A 21,691-nucleotide genomic window follows, 5' to 3' on the forward strand; every position below is an offset into this window, starting at 1 on the left:
GGGGACGACGACGAGCGGCCCCGGCGAGGGCGGGGTGCCCATCTGGGGCAGTCCCAGCACCAACGCGGTGAGCGCGAGACCGCCAGCCAGACTGAGGAAGACGACCGTACGGTTCATGAGGCAGGGCTCCTTGCGGAAACAGCGCGGGCCCTCCCTTTACGAACCAGTCGCGCGGAAAGGTCTACCCCTCCGCGCGAAAAGTGTCGGGTGGGTCAATCCGGGATGAGCGCGCCGGCGCAGAAGAAGGGCGAGTTGTTCTCGCCGAACGTCCGCCGGTAGAAGGCCTCGTCCGCGGAGCGGAGTGCATCCAGCGTGTCCTGATCCAGCAGCATCGGGCGGCACGACATCCGGCCGGGCAGGTCCGGATTGACGTCGTCGGTGTCCGTCACGTCGCACGAAGACGCGCCCTCGACGCAGGGCTTGCTGCAGTAGCCCATCGCCGGAGCATTCTCGTTCACCGATCCATCCTCATTGAGGGCCCGAGGGTAGTCCTGGTCCCGAACGCAGATCAGATCCTCGCAGTTCACGGATCCGAACGAGATGAAGTCCTGCTGCTTAGCGATCTCCCGCTCCAGGATGGGCATGGTTGGGGAGTTGTTGTTGGCCGCCGACTCCTCGGGGGTCGCCTTGCGCACCAGTCTGCAGGGCTTGCCAATCTCGCTGGCCACCTCACAGCCACCCAACAGGAGCGCGGCGGACATCATGAGGGCGGTTCGCACGAACATCTTCATGGGACCTCTGACCTCTACAAAGGGGGGATGGGGCACGGGACCTCGGGGCCCGCGAGCCTCAGGAGGGTAGCACAGCCCCCTGGAACACCAACGTCCCCGTACGGCGGTACGGCGGGTGGAATTGTGAAGGAATACCGGAGGGATAGGCGGTAACCGGGCTTGCTCAGCGCGGTTGATGGTTGGGAATACGACCGATAGGATGTGGAAGCCGAGAGTCGCGCTGAACCCCCGGTGGCAGTTACGCCCCCCTCCCTCACGGAGCCTCCGGATTTGAACCGCCCCAAGTTGCTGCTCGCCCTGTGTCTGGTGCCCGCACTGGCATCCGCCCAGAGCCAGGAAGGCATGGGACTCGACCTCACCGACGAGTCACAGGCCGAGTCATCGCAGGATGCAGAATCACCCGCGCCTCCTCCGGTGGAGGAGGCCACACCGGCCGCGGCGTCCCGCCCCGCGGACGAGCCATTGGAAGCGGATCCGCAGTTGCCGCTGACGGACATCACCCAGGAAGACCGGGTGAAGAGCGTCCAGCGGAAGGTCTACCTCAAGAAGGGCCGCTTCGAGCTGACGCCGCTGGTGAGCTTCTCGGTCAACGACCCCTTCTATTCGAAGGTGGGGTTGTCGGTCCGGGGCGCGTATTACCTGGCGGACACGCTGGCCATCTCCGCCCGGGCCTCGCTGATGCAGGTGTTGCCGTCGGATGACGTGCGCACCGCGAAGCGGACCTTCAACAGCAAGATCTACTACTCGGTGCCCCAGTGGTCCGCGATGGGCGACGTGGAGTGGAGCCCCATCTACGGAAAGGTGGCGTTCCTCAACTCCATCCTCCACTTCGACGGCTACCTGCTGGCGGGCGCCGGCGTGGTGAACACGGAGACCTCGGCGCTGCCGGGGCGAGGCCTCAACCCGGCCGCTGACCTGGGCCTGGGCATGCGTTTCGTGGCTCAGGACTACATCGCCGTCAACGTGGCCCTCATCAACACCTCTTATGTGGATCAGCCCCTGGGTAGCAGCAAGGGCGCCATCCAGAACGTCATGACGCTCAACGCAGGCATCTCGCTGTTCCTGCCGTTCAAGTCGACGGGGAGGGACTCGGAATGAAGCGCTTCTTTCGTGTGCTCCTCGCCCTCTGTCTGACGGCGCCCGTGCTGGGCTTCGCCCAGACCACCGAAGAGGCGGAAGCCGGCGACGTGTCGGAGGTCGACAAGGACCGGCTCGGGCCCCTGCGCGAGCGCGTCCGGCCGGTCTCCGGCCACGTCTTCCTCAAGAAGGGCCGCTTCGAGTTCAGCCCGTCCGCGACGCTGTCGCTGCGCGACGCGTTCTACAGCAAGTACATCTTCGGCGGCACGCTGACGTACCACCCCATGGAGACGTTGGGCGTCAGCCTGCGCGTGGGCTACGCCATCAACACGGTGGCCGGCGCGGCGCAGAAGTGCACGTTCGGTGACGGAGGCGAGGGCTCCACGCGCGGCTGTGTGCCTCCCTCGCTCGACGAGTTGGACGGCAACGCGCCGGGGCAGATCAAGCTGCTGGGTGGCGCGGACGTCCAGTGGGCGCCCATCTACGGCAAGGTGTCGCTGCTGGCGGAGGCCTTCGTCCACTTCGACCTGTACGGTATCGCGGGCGCCTCACTGGTGCAGTATCGGGGCCCGGGTGAAACGCCGGGAACGGTGGCGCAGAACTACCTCACGCCTGGCGCGAATCTGGGGGTGGGCGCGCGCTTCTTCCTCAACCGGTGGATCACGCTGCGCACGGAGCTGCGTGACCTCATCTACGTGGAGAAGGGCACCGCGGACTCCGGCAACTACCTGCGCAACCAGCTCCTGTTCGAGCTGGGTGTCTCCTTCTTCTTCGGGTCCGAGTCATGATGCGCTCCTTCCGGCTCATCCGTGTCGCCGTCCTCGGGCTGTCGCTCGCGTGGACGGCTCCCTCCTACGCGCAGAACTTCGAGGGACTGGACCTCTCCGGCCAGTCCAAGAAGAAGCGCACCACCCCCAAGAAGAAGAAGCCCACCCGCAAGAGCCGCGCCGACAAGACGAAGCCCGCGCCGGTGCAGGACGATGACGCGGACGACGATGCCGCCGCTGCTTCTTCCAGCGAGGCGCCCACCAGCGTGTCTCCCGCGGAGACGGCACCCGCGGCGGCCCCTTCGACGCCCGCGCCCACCCCGGCTTCGCCTCCCGCGAACACCGGGGGCATGGGCATGGGCCTGGACCTGACGCAGGAGGCGCCCAAGCCGGCCGCGCCCACCATGTCCTTCGACGCGGTGGACGTCTCCGGCAAGACGGCGGACCGCCAGCGCCTGGACGTGGCCGTCAGCCTCTTCAAGAACGACGAGTACGAGAAGGCCTCCATGGCGGCGCACGAGCTGCTGGAGGACCCGAAGCTGGCGGGCCTGCACACCGAGGCGCGCTACGTGTTGGCCAAGTCGCTCTACCGCATGGGCATGTACCACTCGTCCCTGGGCGAGTTCTCCAAGATCCTCTCCCTGGGCCCGTCCACCAAGTTCTTCAAGACGAGCCTGGAGTGGCTCTTCTTCATCAGCCGCAAGACGAAGAACGAGACGGTCATCCTCGACGAGATTGCCCGTCACGCGAACCAGGAGTTCCCTGAGAAGTACCGCAACGAGTTCCGCTACCTGCTGGCGCGCTACCACTTCGTGCGTGGCCGCGCGCTGGACCAGGTGGGGCAGCCCGAGGAGGCCGACAAGAGCTTCTCGGAGGTGAAGCGGCTGGCGCTGACCATTCCGCGCACCGACCCGTTCTTCCCTCGCGCCAAGTACCTGGAGGGCCTGTCCTCCTTCCGCAACGGCAGCCGTCAGAAGGACGCGGCGGCCAAGCGCGCCAACGGGGAGATGCTGGCCGCCATCGAGGCGATGAAGGAAGTCGTTCGCCTCACGCGTCCGGCGCCGGGCAAGACGGTGGACCAGGCGAAGATGGACAGGTCGCTGCGTGAGCTGGCCTTCATGCAGCTGGCCCGTACGCACTACGGCATGCAGCAGAACCGCTTCGCGCTCTTCTACCTGGGCAAGGTGGAGCGCGGGAACACCCAGTGGCTGGAGGCCCTCTTCGAGTCCAGCTGGGCCAACTACCGCGTGGGCCAGTACGAGCAGGCGCTGGGCAGCCTCATCACCCTGTCGTCGCCCTTCTTCCGCGAGGAGTACTTCCCGGAGGCGCTCATCCTGAAGGCGGTCATCTATTACGAGAACTGCCGCTACCGGGAGTCCAACATCATCCTCCAGGACTTCGAGCGCACCTACCTGCCCGTGCACGACCAGTTGGAGGCGCTGGTGAAGAAGAACATGGAGGCCAGCGAGTACTACTCGGTGCTCTCCGACGTGCAGAAGAAGAACAAGGACGGCCTGGAGAAGAACGAGACGGACATCATCCTGGAGCGCATCCTCCGGCTGGCCCTGACGGACCAGGACCTGCGCAAGACGAACGACTCCATCCTCGAGCTGGAGGCGGAGATGGACGCCTTCGCGAACCGGGCGGACACCTTCAAGTACTCCGAGCTGAGCAAGTCCCTGCTGGAGGGGCTCAAGGTGCAGCGCACGGCGCTCATCTCCAAGGCCGGCATCATGGCCAAGGGCAAGCTGGAGACGGAGCTGGTGGCGCTCAAGCAGCTCCTGGCCAACGGCCTGCGCATCAAGTTCGAGACGACCACCAAGGAGAAGGAGTTCCTGGAGGAGCAGCTCAAGGCGGGCGGCCGCACGGCCATCGTCAAGAAGTACAAGTACTCCGTCGCCGTGCAGGACGACCAGCTCTACTGGCCGTACGAGGGCGAGTACTGGCGTGACGAGCTGGGCACCTACCAGTACACGATGACCAAGGGCTGCATCGAGCGCGACACCGCGAACCGGAACGTCCAGTCCGCCGAGGCGATGTAAAGCCCTTCGGACCCGGGACTTCTCCCCCATTCGAGCCGCCGGGGCGCTATCTTCGCGCTCCGGCGGTTTTCTTTTTTCGCAAAGGGGCAACTGGTGGTGCGGCGGGCGGCGTCACTCCGTGTCGTCTTCGGAATCGTGGCGCTGGACCTCATCGGGTTCGGCATCCTGATTCCCCAGTTGGGGGTGTACGGCGTGCGGTTCGGTGCCTCGCCTCTCACGGTGGGGCTCCTCATCTCCGTCTACTCGCTGATGCAACTGGTGTCGGCTCCGATACTGGGCCGGCTCAGCGACCGGTACGGCCGCCGGCCGGTGCTGCTGGTGAGCCAGGTGGGCTCGCTGCTGGCGTACCTACTGTTCGCCTTCGCGCAGTCGCTACCGCTGCTCTTCCTGGCGCGTGTCATCGACGGCATCTCCGGTGGCAACATCTCCACCGCACAGGCCGTGGTGGCGGACATCACCACGCCGAAGGACAGGGCGCGGGGTATGGGAGTCATTGGCGCGGCCTTCGGGCTGGGCTTCGTGCTGGGACCGGCGCTGGGCGGCTTCCTGGGCGCCTGGGGTGGCAACCTCGCCATCGGTCTGTTCGCGGCGGGGCTGGTGGCCATCAACCTGACGGGCACGTACTTCTACCTGCCGGAGACGCGGGTGGAGGGGCGCCCGGGGGAAGGGCACGCGCGCACGCTGAAGGGCGCCACGCTGGCCATGAGCCTGCCCGTGGTGGGGCGCTGCCTGGTGCTGATGCTGGTGTTCACCACCGCCTTCGCGCAGATGGAAGGCACCTTCTCCGTCTACCTGCTGACGCGCTTCCTGTCGTCCGGGCCGGTGCCGCTCCAGGAAGGCGGGCTGTTCCTCCGGGCGGCGGTGACGGACCTGGACGTGCTGCGCGAGGCCAGCCTGCGCTCCGGTTGGCTCTTCGCGGCGATTGGGGTGGTTTCCGCGGCGGTGCAGGGCGGGCTGGTGCGCCGGCTGACAGGAGGGCCCGGGAGCGCGCCGGGGCGCGAGGCGCTGCTGGCCACGGTGGGCTTCGGACTGACGGCGGCGGGGCTGGCCCTGTTGCCCGTCGCGCCGGATTATGCGTGGCTGTTCCCGGTGATGGGGTTGTTGGCGGTGGGGTCGGCGTTGGTGACACCGTGTCTGTCCGCCCTGGTATCTCTGCATGCTCCGCCGGAGCGGCTGGGGGCGGTGCTGGGGGCGTACCAGGCCTTCGGCTCGCTGGGGCGGATTCTGGGGCCGGCGCTGGGTGGCTGGCTCTTCACCCGGCTGGGGCCCGCGGCCCCGTACGGGACGGCGGCGGGCATGGTGGCGATGGCGGGGCTCCTGGGATTGTCCCTGGTGGCCCAGGCGAGAATGGCAGGCGCGGGGGCCGAGCAAAGGTCCTAAGATGGAGGACATGGTGGGGACGCAGCCGCAGCCAGTGACGATTGCCTTCGATGTCATGGGAACGGACCACGGCCCGGCCGAGGTGGTCCGGGGAGCGGCGATGCTGTCGCTCGAGTCCCCCCATATCCACACGCTCCTGGTGGGGGACCGCACCCTCATCGACGACGCGCTGGCGGAGACGAAGCACAACGGCGAGCGCATCTCCGTGCAGCACGCGGCGGACTTCATCGGCATGGACGAGAAGCCCGGCGAGGCGCTGGCGCGCAAGCCGAACGCGTCCGTGGCGGTGGCCGCGCGGCTGGTGGCGGAGGGCGAGGCGCAGGCGCTGGTGTCCGCGGGCAACACGGGCGCGGGCGTGCTGGCGTGTGCCCGGCACTTCCAGCTCATCCCCGGCGTGCGGCGCGCGGCGCTGGCCACGGTGTACCCGACGCGCTCGGTGCGCGGCGCGAAGGGGGACCCGTTCTCCCTCATCCTCGACGTGGGCGCCACGGTGGAGGCCACCGCGGATGACCTGGTGACGTTCGCGGTGATGGGCTCCGCCTACGCGCGCATCATCTCCCAGAACGAGCGCCCCAAGGTGGCGCTCCTGTCCAACGGCATCGAGCCGCAGAAGGGCCCGCCCCGCGTGGTGGAGGCCCATGCCCGCCTGTCGGAGATGAAGGACATCCACTTCATCGGCAACGTAGAGGGCATCGACATTCCGAAGGGCACCGCGGATGTCATCGTCACCGACGGCTTCGTGGGCAACGTCTGCCTGAAGATGCTGGAGGGCGTCCACGACACGGTGGTGGAGCTGGCCCAGTACGCCTACAAGGAGAGCCTGCGGTGGCGCGCGGGGCTCGCGATGCTGTCCAGCGGCATCCAGCGCATCAAGGACATCACCGACTGGAACCAGTACGGCGGGGCCCCCATCCTGGGGTTCGATAAAATCTTCATCAAGGCACACGGGCGTTCGAAGTCGCGAGCCATCGCCAACGCGGGGAAGGTCGCGGCGAAGGTGGTGTCGAACAACCTGGGCGCCGCCATCCGGGAAGGCCTGAAGAAGTGAGCTTGCCGGACCGCATCGACCCGCGTCCGCCCCGGCGCATCTACCGCTGGGACTTGGACAAGACTTACCTCCAGACGGAGTTCGACTCGCTCCGTGACCTGGTGCGGACGGCGTTCCAGAAGGCCCACCAGAAGGTGGCCGTGCCGGGCGCCAGCGCGCTCATCCGCGAGCTGTCGGAGAACGGGGACTCGCGGCTGTGCATCGTCTCCGGCAGCCCGAAGCAGATGCGGGCCGTGCTGGAGGAGAAGCTCAAGCTGGACGGCGTGCGCTGGGACGAGTTCGTCCTCAAGGACAACGTGGGCAACCTGCTGCGCGGCCGCTTCCGGGCCCTGCGCGGGCAGGTGGGCTACAAGCTGCCCGCGATTCTGGAGAGCCGGGTGCACGCGCCGGTGGAGGCGGAGGAGGTCCTCTTCGGTGACGACGCGGAGGCGGACGCGTTCATCTATTCGCTCTTCGCGGACCTGGTGGCGGGCCGCGTGGACGAGCGCGTGCTGTCGCAGGTGCTGGAGGCGGGCGGGGTGTACCCGGACGACGCGCTGCGGGTGCGCGAGGCGTGGAAGAAGATTCCGGTGGGCGACCCGGTGCGCCGCATCTTCATCCACCTGGACAGGCTGACGCCCCCCGCGCACTTCACGCCCTACGGACCGCGCGTGGTGCCCATCTTCAACTACTTCCAGGCCGCGCTCGTGCTGCTGGCGGACGGCCACCTGACGGCGCCGCAGGTGCTGAAAATCGCGGTGGAGATGGTGCAGACGGCGGGCCACAACATCATCACCCTGTCCAACTCGTTCCAGGACCTGCTGCGGCGCGGGCTGCCGCTCCAGCAGGCGGCGGTGGCGCTGTCCCAGGCGCTGGAGGGGCCCAACAAGCTGCTCGCGGCGATGCGGCCCATGCCGGACATCCTGGCCGCCTTCAGCAAGCGCCTGGCCGCGCTGGGCACGCCGCCGCCCCCCCCTCCGGTGCAGGCGGTGGACTACGTCTCCCTCATCCACCACGCGCTGCCCCGGAACCACAAGGGGCGCACCAAGCCGCAGTAGGGGCAGGCCGCTCGGCCGCCCCTCGGGTGGGCCTGCGTTCCCCTCGTGGGCCGGCCCCAGAACGTTTCCGGCGGACGCTGTGTTGATACAGGACACAGGCCCGCGGCCCCCACGCTTCGCGCGTGCCCTGTCCCCTGGTTGGGAGCAGGAAAGCGGGCGGGGGAGCCCGTTGCCCGGTGACATCCGACAACAATGTCGTCCATCGCTACTCCCTACCCGGAGGATGCGGTATAGACGGCAGGCCTACAAGCGCCCCGATGGGGTGTCCCTGGCTGATGACACGAGATTTGACTGAGACGCCGCCTGCCCGCGGTCTGCTGCCACCTGCGCCCGAGAATGACGCGCGCGAGGTTGCCTCTTTTGAGGCGGCAGGGACTTCCGAGCGCGGCGAACAAGAGGTTCCCATGAACTCCCAACTGGAGCTGTCGGCGCACCCTGAAGAGGACAGCGCCGCCAAGCCCGTGGCCGCCGACGAGCAGGCCCCCACTGAAATCCCCTCGATACAAGTCGCCCCCCCCGCCGAGCCGCCTCCGGCCCCCGCCTACGCGGATGCCGAGGACGAGGACGAGGACGACGAGGAAGATGACGACGAGGTAGACCCGGCCGAGTCGGGCCTGGACGATGCCGTCCTGGGCGCCGAGGCCGCGCTGGCCGCCGCCGAGGCCGAGGACGCCGCCGAGGCCCGGGGCGAGGACGTCGAGGAAGTCCCCATCGTCCTGGAGCCCGAACCGGAGCCGACGCCCGATGAGCGCGCGCTGCACGCGCCCCATGTCCGGCCCAGCGGCGAGCCGGCGGAAATCGACCCCGATGAGCTGGACCCGGACGCCCTCAAGGTGGTGCTCCGCCTGCATCAGCACGGCCACCAGGCGTACATGGTGGGCGGCTGCGTGCGTGACCTGCTGCTGGGGCGCAAGCCGAAGGACTTCGACATCGCGACCAGCGCGACGCCGAACGAGGTGCGCGGCATCTTCCGCAACTGCCGCCTGATTGGCCGGCGCTTCCGGCTGGCGCACGTCTACTTCAAAGGCGGGAAGATCATCGAGGTCTCCACCTTCCGTGCGAATCCGACGGAGCTGGAGCACGCGGCCCACGGCGGTGACGATGAGGGGGATGGTGAGGACCTGCTCATCACCCACGACAACGTCTTCGGCACCGCGCAGCAGGACGCGCGCCGCCGTGACTTCACCATCAACGGCCTATTCTACGACGTGGCCGAAGGGCGGGTCATCGATTACGTCCGGGGCCGCCGTGACCTGGATGAGCGCTTCATCCGCACCATTGGCGACCCGGAAGTGCGCATGCGCGAGGACCCGGTGCGCATCCTGCGCGCGGTGCGCTTCGCGGCGAAGCTGGGCCTGGACATCGAGTCGCGGACGTACGCGGCCATGGAAGGCGCGGTGGAGGACCTGCCCCGCTGCGCGCCCGCGCGCCTGCTGGAGGAGACGTTCCGCCTCATCCGTGGCGGTGTGTCCGCGCCGGCGCTGAAGCTGCTGGACGCGCTGGACGCGCTCAAAATCCTCCTGCCGCCCGTCAACGCGTACCTCAAGCAGCACGGCAAGGAAGGGGAGAAGACGTTCTACGCCTTCGCGGAGTCGCTGGACCGGCGCGTGTCCGCGGGCGAGGCGCTGGACGACGCCATCCTCCTGGCGATGTTGCTGATTCCCATCAGCCGCTCGACGGGGCCCGAGGAGTCGCAGGAGGGCCGCCCGTCCGTGTCGCAGGTGGTGGAAGACCTGCTCGCGGGCTTCGTCCAGTCCGCGCGTCTGCCGCGCCGCATCGCCGAGCGCTGCCGCATGCTGCTGCTGGCCCAGCGCACCCTGTCTGGTGAGCGCCGTCGCCGCAGCGCCGCCTTCAAGCGGCACCCGCTCTTCAGCGAGGCCCTCACCGTGTTCGAGATGACGGTGGAGGCCACGGGCGAGAATCGCGAGCAGTTGGAGGCGTGGAAGGCCGGAGAGGTGCCGCAGCCGCGTGCCGCCGCCGCGGAGGGTGATGAGTCCGACGCGGGAGGCCAGCGCAAGCGCCGTCGCCGCCGCCGTCGCCGCCGTCCCTCGGCGAACGGCTCGTCCGGTGAGAGCGCCGGTTCATCCTCCGAGTCGGGCGACGCCTGACCCAAGGTCGCGTCCGTGATGTGTGGGGCACCGGCTCGTCCTGCGGGTCGGGCGCTGCCCGCGTCGAAGTCCCTACCGTGAGGTGTGGGCCGCTCCGCGAACAGGCGTGAGGCCCTCCCCGGACCGGGCCCTCAGTTCTTGGGCCCGCCCCTGTCCACGGGGCGCTCGGAGCGGTGTTCGGCGCTGTCGGTGGCCTCGCTGCCGGCGATGTCCGCGGTGGTGATGGCCTTGCTGCCAAACCGCTCGGCAATCTTGTCCAGCGCCGCGTTCAGCTTCGCGGTGCGCGGCGCGGCGGCGGGGAAGAGGCCCAACTGGGGCGGCTCCTCGTCCAACTGCACGCTGACGCCGGTGAGCCGCAGCGGCTTGCCCTGGTGCGACCTGTCCAGCAGCTCCAGCGCCGCGCGGTAGAGCGTCTGCCCGTCATCCGTCGCCTCGCGCAGCGTGGTGCGCCGGGTGATGAGCGTGAAGTCCGCGAACTTCAATTTGAGCTGCACCACGCGGCCCTTCAGCGCCGCCCGCCGCAGCCGCCGGGCCACGCGCAGGGCCTGGGCGTGGACGTGCGGCTTGAGCGCGTCCACCCCCACGAGGTCTTCGTCGAAGGTGTCCTCCGCGCCCACGCTCTTGGCGGCCCGGTCGGGCACCACCTCGCGCGTGTCGATGCCCTGGGACAGCTCCCACAGGTGCCGTCCGCTGGAGCCCAGCCTGTCTTCCAGCCAGTCCAAGTCCCGGGCCGCCACGTCGCCAATCGTCTTCAGCCCGGCGAGCCGGAGTGCCTCCTCCGTCTTCGGTCCCACGCCCCACAGGCGCGACACCGGCAGGCCCGCGAGGAAGGCCACCGTCTCCTCGGCGCGCACCTCCCGCTGGCCATTGGGCTTGGCGAGGTCGGAGGCAATCTTCGCCACGAACTTCGCGGTGGCCACGCCCGCGGAGGCGGGGAGGTTCAACTCGTCGGCAATCTCCTTGCGGATGCGCCGGGCGATGTCCGCGGGCGTGCCGAAGAGGCCCACCGACGCCGTCACGTCCAGGAAGGCCTCGTCGAGCGACAGCGGCTCGATGAGCGGCGTGTAGCGTTCGAAGATGGCGAACACCTGCTCGCTGGCCTCGGCATACGCGGCGAAGCGGGGCTTCACGACGAGCGCATGGGGCGCGGCCTTCGTCGCGCGGGCCATGGGCATGGCGCTGCGCACTCCGAAGGGGCGCACCTCGTAGGAGGCGGCGACCACGACACCGCGTTGGGCATGCCCGCCCACGATGAGCGGCTTGCCCCGCAGGGCCGGGTTGTCCCGCTGCTCCACGGACGCATAGAAGGCATCCATGTCCACGTGGATGATGGCTCGCATGGTGTGAGTCACTCTAACGGGACACTCTGACGCCTGGCGGATACGGATATGAAGAGCCTGACGGAGTACCTGTGGTTCGAAACCCCGCAGCGGCGGGAGCTGGTCCGTCTCACCGACACCGTGACGGCCCTGGTGCGCAAGAGTGGCATCCAGGAGGGAATGGTCCTCGTCTCCGCCATGCACATCACCGCGGGCGTCTTCGTCAATGACGACGAGCCCGGTCTCCATGAAGACATCTGGGAGTGGCTCCAGCACCTGGCGCCCGCCGGTCCCGACTACCGCCACCACCGCACGGGCGAGGACAACGGCGACGCCCATCTCAAGTCGCTGCTGGTCCACCACCAGGTCATCATCCCCGTCACGGGTGGGAAGCTGGACCTGGGGCCCTGGCAGCAGGTGTTCTACGCCGAGTTCGATGGCCAGCGCCGAAAGCGCGTCATCGTCAAGGTGATGGGCGAATAGTGGAAAGCCCTCAGTCCCGCTGCTCGCCGCGGGGCAGCGGCAGGCCGCGCCGCTCCAGCTCCGCGCGCAGCTCCGGGGGCAGGGGGCTGTGGACCGTCATGTTCCGCCGCGTCCGCGGATGCGTCAGGCCCAGGGACCGGGCGTGCAGGAAGAAGCGGCCCAGCTCCGGGGCCTCGCGTCCGCCGTAGAGGCTGTCGCCGACGATGGGGGCGCCAATGCCCGCGAGGTGCGCGCGCACCTGGTGCAGCACGCCGGTGAGAATCTGCACCTCCACCACGCTGAACTCACCCGAGCGCGACAGCACGGTGAACTTCGACACCGCGTCCCGGGCGTCCTCGGCCCCGTAGGGCGCGGGCTCCACGCGGTCCGGATGCCGGGGGTGGTGACGCAGGGGCAGGTCGATGTCGCCCTCATCCGTCAGTGGCCCTGTCACCAGCGCCAGGTAGCGCTTGTCCACGGCGCGGCTGCCAAAGGCCTCGCGCACGGCGTTCCACGCGTCCCGCGTCCGCGCGGCCACGACGACGCCAGAGGTCTCCACGTCCAGCCGGTGGCACAGGCCGCCCTCGCGCGGGTCCACCGAGGCCTGCGCGCATTCGGGATAGCGGGCCACCAGCGCGTTGGCCACCGTGCCCGTCTCCCCGGACTGCAGGGGGTGGGACGGCCGGCCCGCGGGCTTGTCCACGAACACCAGCGAGTCGTCCTCGTGCAGTACGGTGAGCGGGAAGTCCGCGTCGGGCACGGCCTCGCGGGACTCTTCTTCCACCTCGACGGCGATGTGCTGCCCGGCGGTGAGCGTGAGGCCCTTCTTCGCGGGGCGGCCATTCACCTTCACCGCGCCCGCCTCGAAGAGGCGCTTGAGGCGCGCGCGAGACAGGCCCAGCGCTTCACCAATGAAGAGGTCCACCCGCTGGCCCGCCTTGTCGGCGTCCACGGTGAGGGTGTGCAGCTTGGAGGGATTCACTCGGACAGGGCCTCGTAGACTTCCTCGGCCGTCTGGAACCGGTCGTCCGGCTCCTTGCGGATGAGGCGGTGGGCGACGCGCGCGAGCTGCGGGTCCCCGTGAAGGTTCAGCGCCAACACCGGGGGCGGCTCCGTCTCCAGCACCTGGCGCCAGAGCTCGTGCGGCGTCTTCGCGTCGAAGGGGGGCCGCCCGCTGAGCAGCTCATAGAGGATGACCCCCAGGCTGTACAGGTCGGCGCGTCCATCCAGGGGCTCGCCCAGAATCTGCTCCGGCGCCATGTACCGGTAGGTGCCCACCAGCTTGCCGGCCTCGGTGATGGCCGCGTCGTCCGCCAGGAACTTGGCGAGCCCGAAGTCCATCAGCCGCACCTGCCGGTCGTCGTCCACCATGATGTTGGACGGCTTGAGGTCGCGGTGAACGAGGCCGTGGCCATGGATGTAGGCCAGGGCCTCGCAAATCTGGAGCATGGCGTCCTTGAGACGCCCCATGCGTTCGGGCCGGTTGAGGTCCTCTTCGCGGACCACCCGTCCCGGCTCCTCCTCGGGCTCCGGGGGGCGCGGCATGGGGGGCGGCAGGTCGAAGCCCTCCAGCGAGTCATCCGAGCCGATGCCCACGTACGGGTTGGCGCTGGAGGCGAAGCTCTCCAGGTCCTCGCTGGGTGCCTCTTCCGCGAAGGCCTCCAGGCCGAAGGTGCCGTCATGCGGGCTGTCGTCCGAGTCATCCATCGAATCGGAGAAGCTCCGGCTCAAGGGGCCGAAGTCGTCGTCCGCGGTCCGGAGGACGGACAAGGGGCTGCGCGGCGTGTGGCTGCCTGGAGGGGTTTGCCGGTCGCCGCTGCTCAGGTCGAGGTAGTGGCGGAGGGTGAGTCCCTCGATGAGCTCCATGGCCAGGTACGGCACTCCCTGGTGCACGCCGGACTCGAACACCTTCACGACATTGGGGTGAGACAGGTCCACGAGTGTGTCGAACTCGCGGGCGAGTCTGCGCGCGGCACGAGCATCCCGCGCGGGGCCGGCTGAGAGCAGCTTCAGCGCGACCTCGTCGGTGGTGCGGCGGTCCAGGGCCCGATAAACGGTTCCTGCCCCGCCACTGCCAAGCGTCTCCAGAACGCGGTAGGGACCGATGACCTTCAGGGGCATGGGATGTCGAAATCCTACGGACCACGTCACGTCAGGGTCAACGCTGACAACGCCTGATTGCTCGGCGCACGGCAGAACTGGCGGCAAGTGGTTTTACTTTTCCGACAAACCTGGGAGAACCCGAGTCAATGCAAATCGGGAAGTACCAGCTGGTGCGAAAGCTTGCGTCAGGCGGCATGGCGGAGGTCTTCCTGGCGAAGGCCGCGGGGCCACGCGGCTTCGAGAAGACGCTCGTGCTCAAGCGCATCCTTCCGCACCTGGCGGAGGACGCGGCCTTTGTCGAGATGTTCCTGGGCGAGGCGCGGCTGGCGGCGCAGCTCGAGCACCCGAACATCGTGCAGATTTTCGACTTCGGTGAGGCCGAGGGCAGCTTCTTCCTGGCCATGGAGTTCATTGACGGCCCGAACCTGCGCAAGCTGGTGAAGCGGGCCGCGGAGGAAGCGCTGCCCCCTGCTTTCTGCGCGAAGGTGGTGGCGGCCGCGGCGGAGGGGCTGGCGTACGCGCACGAGTTTCGTGACGTGGAGACGGGCGAGCCGCTGGGCTTGATTCACCGCGACGTGAGCCCGGACAACATCCTGGTGTCGCGGCAGGGCGCGGTGAAGGTGGTGGACTTTGGCATCGCGAAGGTGGCGGGGCAGGGGCACCGGACGCTGACGGGCGTGGTGAAGGGCAAGGTGGCGTACATGCCGCCCGAGCAGCTCCAGGCAAAGGCCATGGACCGGCGGGTGGATGTCTACGCGCTCGGGGTGGTGCTGTACGAACTGCTCACGGGGAAGCGGCCGTTCGATGCGACGACGGACGTGAGCGTGATGCAGGCGATTCTGTTCGAGTCGTTCATCCCGGTGTCGGCGCGGCGGCCGGATGTGCCGCTGGCGTTGCAGCAGGTGCTGGACAAGGCGCTGGCGAAGGACCGGGAGCGGCGGTACGCGGACTGTCGGGCGTTGCAGGACGACCTGGAGCGGTTCGTGTTGTCGACGGGCGAGCCGGTGGGCGCGTATCAGATTGCCCAGCGCATCGCGCAGTGGGTGCCGGAGGTGGCCGCGGCCCCGGCGACGACGCCGTCGCAGGGGGGCAGCAAGGGTGCGGTGGCGTCGCAGGCGAATGCCCGGAGCGCGTCCATGGTGTCGCCCGCGGTGGATTCGACCTCGCCGACGACGCCGATGCCCCGGTCGCTCGTTGCGCCCGTGGAGGTGCCGGCGGATTCGACGTCGCCGACGACGCCCATGCCGATTGCCATCGGTGGCGTGGTGCAGGCGTTGGAGCCGCGCTCCTCCCCGCAGCAGGACACGCTTCAGTCGTACGCGGTGGTCGTGAAGACACCCGCGCTTCGGGCGGATGCGTCAGCGCGTGGAGCGTCCCGGCCCAGGGCACAGTCCCGGGCCTTGGGGGCGAAGGTACAGGCGCCGCAGGCGCGTGACGAAGACGCGGTGGCCATGGCGGCTGCTTCGCCGCCGCCAGGAGGGGCTTCACCGGCGCCTACGACTTCCGAGGATGCGGACGACGCCGTGCATACGCGGAGCACGGAGTATGTCGCGACGGTGCCGGCAGGGCGGCCAGGAGGGCGGATTGCCGTCATCGTCGGGGGCGTGGTGGCGCTGTTGGTGGGCGGCGCTGTCACAGTGATGCGGGGTGATGATTCAGAGGTTTCGCCCGTTCGTGTGAATCCGCCGCCGCTCACGCAGTTGCCGAGCGAGCCTGTTGCTCCGAGCCAAGGCGACAGAAACGTGCCGCAGGCGAAACCAGCCGTGGACGTGAAGGCGAGTGCTCAGGATTCGAGTGACAGGGCACAGGCGAAACCGCAGGTTTCGGCGGACGTCCCCGTGGTGCCGCAGGAGCCGAGCGTCGAGCGGGATGCCACCACGCCCGAAGCAGGGCCTCCCACTGTGAAGGATGCTCCGTCTGAGAACGGCGGAGCGGCTGCGAAGGAGGGGAGCGCTGTCGTGGCGAAGCGTGAGCCCGCGAAGGCGTCTGGGGAGCCAGTGCCGAATCCATCGCGGGCTCGTGAAAGGGCGCCGACACAGAAGGTGGCGGCTGTTGCAAAGGGGCGCCTGGAGTTCCGCATCCGTCCGTATGCCGTGGTGTCGTTGGACGGGAAGGTCCTGGGGCAGACGCCGTTCGCCGCGGTTGAGGTGCCCGAGGGGCGACACACCGTCCGGCTCGTCAACAAGGAACTGGGCAAGGACGTGACCCGGACCGTTGATGTGAAGGCGGGCCATGCCACTGTGTTCAAGCTCAATCTCGAAGCGGAGTGAGCCGTGCTCGCACCGAGGCCACCTGATACGTGGCCTCGGTGGTGATGCTTGCTATTGAGGCCAGTGGAGAATCTGGCCGTTGTTTCCCGCGACCCAGAGGTCTGCGGGACTCGTGCCTGCGATGTCGTTGAACCGGAGGTTCGTGTTCTCGAAGACGATCTGCCATCCCGTGCCGTCGTATCGGTAGATGCGTCCGTTGTAGGAGGTGACGTAGACCGACTGCGCACCGAATGCGACGACGGAGGTCAGTGTCTCGTTGTTCGTGTTGGGGAAGGGCATCCTGCTCCACGTGTTGCCGTCCCAGCGGAGGACAGAGTTCTGGCCGGTCAGGCTGTCACCCACTGCGAAGGCGACACTGTCGTTCACCACCCAGACTCCACGGAGGCGGCCCAAGCCTGAGATCGCGGTCTCCACCTGCTCCGACTGCCACTGACTGGTGTTGGTGTTGAAACGGTAGATTCGAGGTCTGCTGGACCCGCTATCGAAGCCGCCGACCGCGAACAGCAATGACCGGGAACGCCCGTGGAGGTCGAAGAGTGGCCCGACAGTGGTGGTTCCGAATTTCAGCTCACTCGGCCCGGTTTCTCCGGTCCACGTGAAAGTCAGGCCATAGTTCGCTGAACCGGAGTTCTCAGTGACCCCATGAATCTCGAGGGCCCCTTCGCGGCGGAAGCCGACGAGCCCTCGGATCCATCGGGCCATGTCATGCGTCTGGATGCAGGCATTCTGACTCCTGTCCAGGAAGGTAAGGCTTCCTCCCGACGAGCCGAGGTAGAGGCGGCCCTGGTTGGTCATGTCCGTCCAGACTGCGTTCCAGCTCCTGTTGTTGTCGCCGCAGTTGGTCGCGTTGGTCTGGAACGTGGATGAGGGCGGCGTGAGTATCGCGGTCCCTCCCTGGTTCCCTGAGACAGTCACATCGCCGGGGACCTCGGTGAAGATGGAGCGCCACTCCTGGTCGCTCGCACCCACGGTCCGGGCTGCCCAACTGGCACCACCGCTCGGGCACACCTCGGGGCCTTCGGGATTCCCGTCACAGTTGTTGTCCAGGGCGTCGCACAGCTCCGGCGCGCCAGGGTAGGTGAACGGGTTGCCATCGTTGCAGTCGCCACCGGTGGTGACGTAGTCCGTGCCAGGCGGGATGCAGGACGACACTGCCGTGCCAACACCAAAGCCATCTCCGTCTCCATCCAGGTACCAGTCGTTGGGCGTCGTCGTGGCCTGGCAGATGGTGGCGATGCCGGAGGCGTCGCAGACGTAGACACCGGCGCACTGGGCGGTCGCGGTGCACGCCGTGCCGAGGTCGGGGAAGGTCTCGTCAATCTGGTCGTTGCAGTTGTCGTCGACGCCGTTGCAGAGCTCCATCGCTCCTGGCCGGATGCTGGCGATGTTGTCGTTGCAGTCGTCCGCCGGGCTCACGACATAGCCCTGCGGGATACCGGCGCAGAAGGCGACGGGAGCGGCGTTCCGGTCGCCGTGTCCGTCCTGGTCCGCGTCCGGGTAGGCATACACGGCCAGCGGCATGTTGCAGATGACGGCACCATTTTCGCCGCACGCCCGAACGCCTTCGCACCCCTCTGCCTCAGAGCAGTCCTGGCCCAGGCGCAGATCGACCGTGTCCGACTGTCCGTTGCAGTTGTCGTCGATGTCGTTGCAAAGCTCGGTTGCACCCGGGTGGATGCTCGCGTTGTTGTCGTTGCAGTCTGTTCCGCCCGTGAGTAGGGAAACGTACCCATCGCCGTCCGCGTCCGTTGCTTGGAGCGACAGCGTCACTGTCTCGACCTTCCCCGTTGTGGGGCTCACGCGTATCGAACGCGTCATCACGGGTGTCGCTTCGCAGTTCTGCTCATATGCACGTGCCTCCACTTGGATGGAGTCGCCCCAACTGCTCGGCGCAAATACACTGACGAGGAGGGACCCTCCTGAGCGGCCGCCCTTGCCGGCAATCTCGGCGGTGGACGCTTTCCCACTGGCTTCGTCCCGGGCACTGACGAGCACGCAGCCAGGAAGGAACCCCGAGTAGTCGATCGACACTTTGAGGGCTCTGCACGTCGGCCTGTCACCCAGGAATGCATCGACGGAGTCGCCCATGAGGTCATTGATGTCACATGGGTGGAGTTCGTCGAGGCTGGGCACGGTGCAGGCCATGCCGGACAGGAGAACAAGGCACGCCAGAAAAATGCGGTTCATCGCGCCTCCCGCTGCGCCGTGGCTTCGTTTCCCAGGAAGTAGGTGATGACCGCTCCCGCCGCCGCTGTCGCCGCGACACCGAACAAGATGTTGGCGCCGAGCGCCTTTCCTCGCGCCGCGTCCAGATGTCCCATCTGCTCATCGACGCTGAAGGTGTCTCGCGCGCTCTGGATGTCGCTTCGGGAGCGCAGGCCGAGGTAGCTCCCGATGCCACCCGCGAGCACCCCTGCGCCAAGCAAGGCCACGGGGAGGGGACGGATGCGGAGGCCCGTTGGCGCATGTGCCAGGAGTTCGGGCTCGACGCTGGTCAGGAGTGATGGGGTTGGCGCAGCAGGTGATGGTGCAGCGACGGCCGACGCAGTTCCCTCGGGTTCGAGGACGGGGCGATCCTGCGAAGGTGCGGGCGGTGGCTCGACGGGGGCCGAAGCCACGCGTTCGCTCTGGAGCTTCTTGCGTACGTCCTCGAAGTCCCGAGCCACCTTGGGAGAGACCCTGACGGGAAGCTGGGAGTCTGGTTGAAGTGACAGGGCTTCGCGGAATGCGCGGAGGGACTGTGAGCGTCTGCCGAGATCGGCGAGGACGATGGCCTCGTACATCGCGGCGTCTGCCCGTTCGTCGTCCGTCGTGGCCAGTGCCTTGGCCTGGGTGAGCGTCTTCAGCGCCTGCTCGTACTCGAGTTCCTCATATAGCTGCGCTGCTGCCTTCAGGCGTGCGCGAAACGAGGAGTCGCGAGCGCTGGATTGCGCGGCCTTGGCGGCCACGGTTTGCCCGAGCGCCAATCCCGGTAGCAGAAGCGTGTAGCTCAGCACCCATACCTGGAGCGGTGCTTTCTTGAGAGTAAAGCTTTCCATGAATGGAAAGGCTACCACGCTCGTTCGATTGTCTAAGAAAGGGCGTTCAAAATGCAGTGCCCGCGCAGTTCCCGCGAGGCTTGCCCAACAGCGCAAGCATCGCCAGGCCATGCGTCAAGGAGTGGCACTTCGATGCGTGTCGAGGATGCCCGCCGCCAGTTTCAGGAGCTTCGTTCGCAGTGCTTCCGGCGCGAGCACCTCGAATCCCGAGCCGACGTCGCAGATCTGACTGAAGGCAATCGCTTCGCGCTCGAAGTCCACAACCACCGTCTTGCGCCCATCCGCTGAGCACGGCGCGGAATCCAGCCGTGCACCCTCCGCTCGCGGCCGGATCTTCCGCAGCGCCTCCAGCGCCTCCGGAGTCAAGCGCAGCGTGACCTCGTACTGCCCGCGCTTCTCCGCGAAGCGTGAGCACCACGCCTTCCAGAACGCGGGCAGGTCGAAGCGCGCCGGCCGGATGAAGGTCTCCATGCGTATCCGTGCACCGTCCACACGCGAGCCTCGATACACACGCGGTTCATCCTCGCCCGTGCTCGCGACGAGGTACCAACGGTCCGCCTTGATGACGAGCGCGTACGGGTCCACCACCTTGCGGCTCGGCTTGCCCTCGAAGTCCCGGTACGTCAGCGACACGCGGCGGTCCTGCCAGACAGCGTCGCGCAGCGTCGCCAGATGAGGCACGGCCTCGCGTGCTGGAAACCACGAGGACGCATCCACGTGAAGCCGCTGGCGCGCGTACTCCAGCGCGGGTTGCTGGAGTGCGGGCAGAGAGGCCGCCATCTTCACCAGGCCCGAACGCAGCGCCGACGTCAGGCCCAGGTCATCCAGGGCCCCCGGTGCCGCCACGGCCGCCAGTGCATGCAGCTCCGCCCGGGTGAAGCCCGTGAGTTGGGTACGCCAGCCTTCCATCAACGCCACGCCGCCCGCGGCGCCTCGGGTGGCGTACACGGGAACGCCCGCGCCGGAGAGCGCGTCCAGGTCCCGGTGGATGGTCCGTTCGGAGACATCGAGCTCCCTTGCCAGCTCGCCCGCCGTCATCTTCGGGCGTGTCTGGAGGAGCAGCGTCAAACTGACGAGTCGGTCGGCGCGCATGGGCAGGTTCCAAAGCGAAGTCTAGACGGGGAATCATGACAGGGGATGTCAAGATTCCCTGCCTAGGGTGCGAACACGAAGCCACTGCGGTCCACGGTCGCCCGTGGGCTAGGAGGAGTGCCCACCATGAAGCCACTCGAAGGACGCATCGCCCTGGTCGCTGGAGCCACCCGAGGCGCGGGGCGTGGCATCGCCACCATGCTGGGAGAGGCGGGCGCCACCGTGTACTGCACCGGGCGCAGCGTGCGAGGACGGCCCGCGACGGGCTCGCGTCCGGAGACCATCGAGGAGACCGCCGAAATCGTCGACGCCAAGGGTGGCTGGGGCATCGCCGTCCGCGTGGACCATTCCGTCGAATCGGAGGTCGAAGCCCTTTGCGCGCGCATCCAGCGGGAGCAGGGGCGGCTCGACATCCTGGTGAATGACATCTGGGGCGGCGACGGACTCACCGAGTTCGGCCCGGCGTTCTGGAAACAGTCCGCCGCGAAGGGGCAGCAGATGTTCGAGCGCGCCGTCTTCACGCACCTGCTCACCAGCCGCCACGCCGTGCCGCTGATGCTGGGCGGTGAGCGGGGGCTCATCGTCGAAATCACGGATGGAGACTCGTTCGGCTACCGCGGAAACCTCTGGTACGACCTGGTGAAGATGTCTGTCATCCGGCTCGCCTTCGGGATGTCCCGGGAGCTGCGCCGCACGAAGGTCACCGCGCTGGCGCTGACGCCCGGCTTCCTCCGCTCCGAGGAGATGCTGGAGAACTTCGGCGTCACGGAAGCGAACTGGCGCGAGGGCGCGGCGAAGGATCCGCACTTCATCGCCTCGGAGAGCCCTGCCTACGTGGGCCGGGCGGTGGCGGCGCTCGCGGCGGATCCGAACGTGGGCGCCAAGGCCGGCCGCGTCTTCAGCTCCTGGGCCCTGGCCCGCGAGTACGGCTTCACGGACGCCGACGGCTCCCAGCCGCATTGGGGCGACTACTTCGCGCGCGCCTTCGGCAGGCCGTACCGGGTCGCGGACGAGGACGCCTACACGTCCTGGCACGACGGCCCCATGGAGATTGCCAGCCCGGATTGGCCCCTGGGCTGAGAGGCCGCCGAGTGAATGACTGCCTACCTGTGCCTACATGGCGCGTGCGCTCTGACAGGGAGCGGCCACCCACCGCCACCGGGCGACCAGTCAGGGGCCGACCGTGACGGTTGGGGCACGCGCCCGTGGACGGCGCG

General features: G+C 68.0%; 17 protein-coding genes. 10 read left to right on the top strand and 7 right to left on the bottom strand.

Translation table 11 applies throughout. The features are described from left to right. Positions 1-212 precede the first annotated feature (212 nt). A complete protein-coding gene (gene cglC, locus HNV26_RS28330; protein WP_253817142.1) occupies positions 213-725 on the bottom strand; it encodes an adventurous gliding motility lipoprotein CglC in 513 nt (170 codons plus the stop codon). A 276-nt stretch (positions 726-1,001) separates the two neighbouring features. Between cglC and HNV26_RS28335 the strand changes: the two genes are divergently transcribed. The 7 genes from HNV26_RS28335 to pcnB all read left to right on the top strand — a co-directional run bounded on the left by HNV26_RS28335 (position 1,002) and on the right by pcnB (position 10,190). Next, positions 1,002-1,829 carry an outer membrane beta-barrel domain-containing protein gene (locus HNV26_RS28335; RefSeq protein ID WP_090489337.1) on the top strand — a complete coding sequence of 276 codons (828 nt, stop codon included), beginning with the start codon at positions 1,002-1,004 and terminating at the stop codon, positions 1,827-1,829. Beyond that, a complete protein-coding gene (locus HNV26_RS28340; RefSeq protein ID WP_171443961.1) occupies positions 1,826-2,596 on the top strand; it encodes an outer membrane beta-barrel domain-containing protein in 771 nt (256 codons plus the stop codon). The genes HNV26_RS28335 and HNV26_RS28340 overlap by 4 nt, the downstream gene beginning before the upstream one ends. Beyond that, positions 2,593-4,617 carry an adventurous gliding motility protein GltC gene (gene gltC / locus HNV26_RS28345; protein ID WP_436410068.1) on the top strand — a complete coding sequence of 675 codons (2,025 nt, stop codon included), beginning with the start codon at positions 2,593-2,595 and terminating at the stop codon, positions 4,615-4,617. The genes HNV26_RS28340 and gltC overlap by 4 nt, the downstream gene beginning before the upstream one ends. A 93-nt stretch (positions 4,618-4,710) precedes the next feature. Further along, complete coding sequence (locus HNV26_RS28350) at positions 4,711-5,997, top strand: MFS transporter (protein ID WP_171443960.1); 1,287 nt, start codon at positions 4,711-4,713, stop codon at positions 5,995-5,997. A 10-nt stretch (positions 5,998-6,007) separates the two neighbouring features. Next, positions 6,008-7,045, top strand: coding sequence for a phosphate acyltransferase PlsX (gene plsX / locus HNV26_RS28355; protein ID WP_090489927.1), 1,038 nt, complete (start codon positions 6,008-6,010; stop codon positions 7,043-7,045). Then, on the top strand, positions 7,042-8,082 hold the full coding sequence (locus tag HNV26_RS28360; protein ID WP_011552614.1) for a phosphatase domain-containing protein: 1,041 nt from the start codon (positions 7,042-7,044) through the stop codon (positions 8,080-8,082). The genes plsX and HNV26_RS28360 overlap by 4 nt, the downstream gene beginning before the upstream one ends. Positions 8,083-8,486: 404 nt before the next feature. Further along, positions 8,487-10,190 carry a polynucleotide adenylyltransferase PcnB gene (pcnB, locus tag HNV26_RS28365; protein ID WP_171443959.1) on the top strand — a complete coding sequence of 568 codons (1,704 nt, stop codon included), beginning with the start codon at positions 8,487-8,489 and terminating at the stop codon, positions 10,188-10,190. A 131-nt stretch (positions 10,191-10,321) separates the two neighbouring features. Here pcnB and dinB read toward each other — a convergent pair whose 3' ends face one another. Beyond that, positions 10,322-11,530 carry a DNA polymerase IV gene (gene dinB / locus HNV26_RS28370; RefSeq protein ID WP_171443958.1) on the bottom strand — a complete coding sequence of 403 codons (1,209 nt, stop codon included), beginning with the start codon at positions 11,528-11,530 and terminating at the stop codon, positions 10,322-10,324. Positions 11,531-11,578: 48 nt separating this feature from the next. Here dinB and HNV26_RS28375 point away from each other — a divergent pair, with 48 nt between their 5' ends. Continuing rightward, on the top strand, positions 11,579-11,992 hold the full coding sequence (locus HNV26_RS28375) for a secondary thiamine-phosphate synthase enzyme YjbQ (protein ID WP_090489325.1): 414 nt from the start codon (positions 11,579-11,581) through the stop codon (positions 11,990-11,992). A 10-nt stretch (positions 11,993-12,002) separates the two neighbouring features. Here HNV26_RS28375 and HNV26_RS28380 read toward each other — a convergent pair whose 3' ends face one another. Continuing rightward, positions 12,003-12,953 (bottom strand): RluA family pseudouridine synthase, encoded by a 951-nt coding sequence (locus tag HNV26_RS28380; protein ID WP_171443957.1) that lies wholly within the window; start codon positions 12,951-12,953, stop codon positions 12,003-12,005. Beyond that, entirely contained in the window at positions 12,950-14,092 is a 1,143-nt protein-coding gene (locus HNV26_RS28385; RefSeq protein ID WP_171443956.1) for a serine/threonine-protein kinase, read from the bottom strand. Before HNV26_RS28385 ends, HNV26_RS28380 begins: the two co-directional genes overlap by 4 nt. 128 nt (positions 14,093-14,220) lie before the next feature. On the opposite strand from HNV26_RS28385, the gene HNV26_RS28390 reads away from it, so the two are divergent. Then, positions 14,221-16,344 carry a protein kinase domain-containing protein gene (locus HNV26_RS28390; protein WP_171443955.1) on the top strand — a complete coding sequence of 708 codons (2,124 nt, stop codon included), beginning with the start codon at positions 14,221-14,223 and terminating at the stop codon, positions 16,342-16,344. Positions 16,345-16,395: 51 nt separating this feature from the next. Here HNV26_RS28390 and HNV26_RS28395 read toward each other — a convergent pair whose 3' ends face one another. From HNV26_RS28395 to HNV26_RS28405, 3 genes are all read right to left on the bottom strand, one after another. Beyond that, positions 16,396-18,531, bottom strand: coding sequence for a putative metal-binding motif-containing protein (locus HNV26_RS28395; RefSeq protein WP_171443954.1), 2,136 nt, complete (start codon positions 18,529-18,531; stop codon positions 16,396-16,398). Continuing rightward, complete coding sequence (locus HNV26_RS28400; protein WP_253817139.1) at positions 18,528-19,382, bottom strand: tetratricopeptide repeat protein; 855 nt, start codon at positions 19,380-19,382, stop codon at positions 18,528-18,530. Before HNV26_RS28400 ends, HNV26_RS28395 begins: the two co-directional genes overlap by 4 nt. Positions 19,383-19,496: 114 nt before the next feature. Beyond that, entirely contained in the window at positions 19,497-20,474 is a 978-nt protein-coding gene (locus HNV26_RS28405) for a helix-turn-helix transcriptional regulator (protein WP_171443952.1), read from the bottom strand. Positions 20,475-20,600: 126 nt separating this feature from the next. Here HNV26_RS28405 and HNV26_RS28410 point away from each other — a divergent pair, with 126 nt between their 5' ends. Then, positions 20,601-21,554, top strand: a complete 954-nt coding sequence (locus tag HNV26_RS28410; protein WP_171443951.1) for an SDR family oxidoreductase — start codon at positions 20,601-20,603, stop codon at positions 21,552-21,554. Positions 21,555-21,691: the final 137 nt, after the last annotated feature.

The sequence above is a fragment of the Myxococcus xanthus genome, from assembly GCF_013116825.1.
In the GTDB taxonomy this organism is placed as follows: domain Bacteria; phylum Myxococcota; class Myxococcia; order Myxococcales; family Myxococcaceae; genus Myxococcus; species Myxococcus xanthus_B.

Excerpts from the sequence above, each read along its gene's own strand:
- cglC (WP_253817142.1), bottom strand. The coding sequence starts at position 725 with ATGTTCGTGCGAACCGCCCTCATGATGTCCGCCGCGCTCCTGTTGGGT.
- HNV26_RS28340 (WP_171443961.1), top strand. The coding sequence starts at position 1,826 with ATGAAGCGCTTCTTTCGTGTGCTCCTCGCCCTCTGTCTGACGGCGCCC.
- gltC (WP_436410068.1), top strand. The coding sequence starts at position 2,593 with ATGATGCGCTCCTTCCGGCTCATCCGTGTCGCCGTCCTCGGGCTGTCG.
- plsX (WP_090489927.1), top strand. The coding sequence starts at position 6,008 with ATGGTGGGGACGCAGCCGCAGCCAGTGACGATTGCCTTCGATGTCATG.
- pcnB (WP_171443959.1), top strand. The coding sequence starts at position 8,487 with ATGAACTCCCAACTGGAGCTGTCGGCGCACCCTGAAGAGGACAGCGCC.
- dinB (WP_171443958.1), bottom strand. The coding sequence starts at position 11,530 with ATGCGAGCCATCATCCACGTGGACATGGATGCCTTCTATGCGTCCGTG.
- HNV26_RS28375 (WP_090489325.1), top strand. The coding sequence starts at position 11,579 with ATGAAGAGCCTGACGGAGTACCTGTGGTTCGAAACCCCGCAGCGGCGG.
- HNV26_RS28385 (WP_171443956.1), bottom strand. The coding sequence starts at position 14,092 with ATGCCCCTGAAGGTCATCGGTCCCTACCGCGTTCTGGAGACGCTTGGC.
- HNV26_RS28390 (WP_171443955.1), top strand. The coding sequence starts at position 14,221 with ATGCAAATCGGGAAGTACCAGCTGGTGCGAAAGCTTGCGTCAGGCGGC.
- HNV26_RS28395 (WP_171443954.1), bottom strand. The coding sequence starts at position 18,531 with ATGAACCGCATTTTTCTGGCGTGCCTTGTTCTCCTGTCCGGCATGGCC.
- HNV26_RS28400 (WP_253817139.1), bottom strand. The coding sequence starts at position 19,382 with ATGGAAAGCTTTACTCTCAAGAAAGCACCGCTCCAGGTATGGGTGCTG.
- HNV26_RS28405 (WP_171443952.1), bottom strand. The coding sequence starts at position 20,474 with ATGCGCGCCGACCGACTCGTCAGTTTGACGCTGCTCCTCCAGACACGC.
- HNV26_RS28410 (WP_171443951.1), top strand. The coding sequence starts at position 20,601 with ATGAAGCCACTCGAAGGACGCATCGCCCTGGTCGCTGGAGCCACCCGA.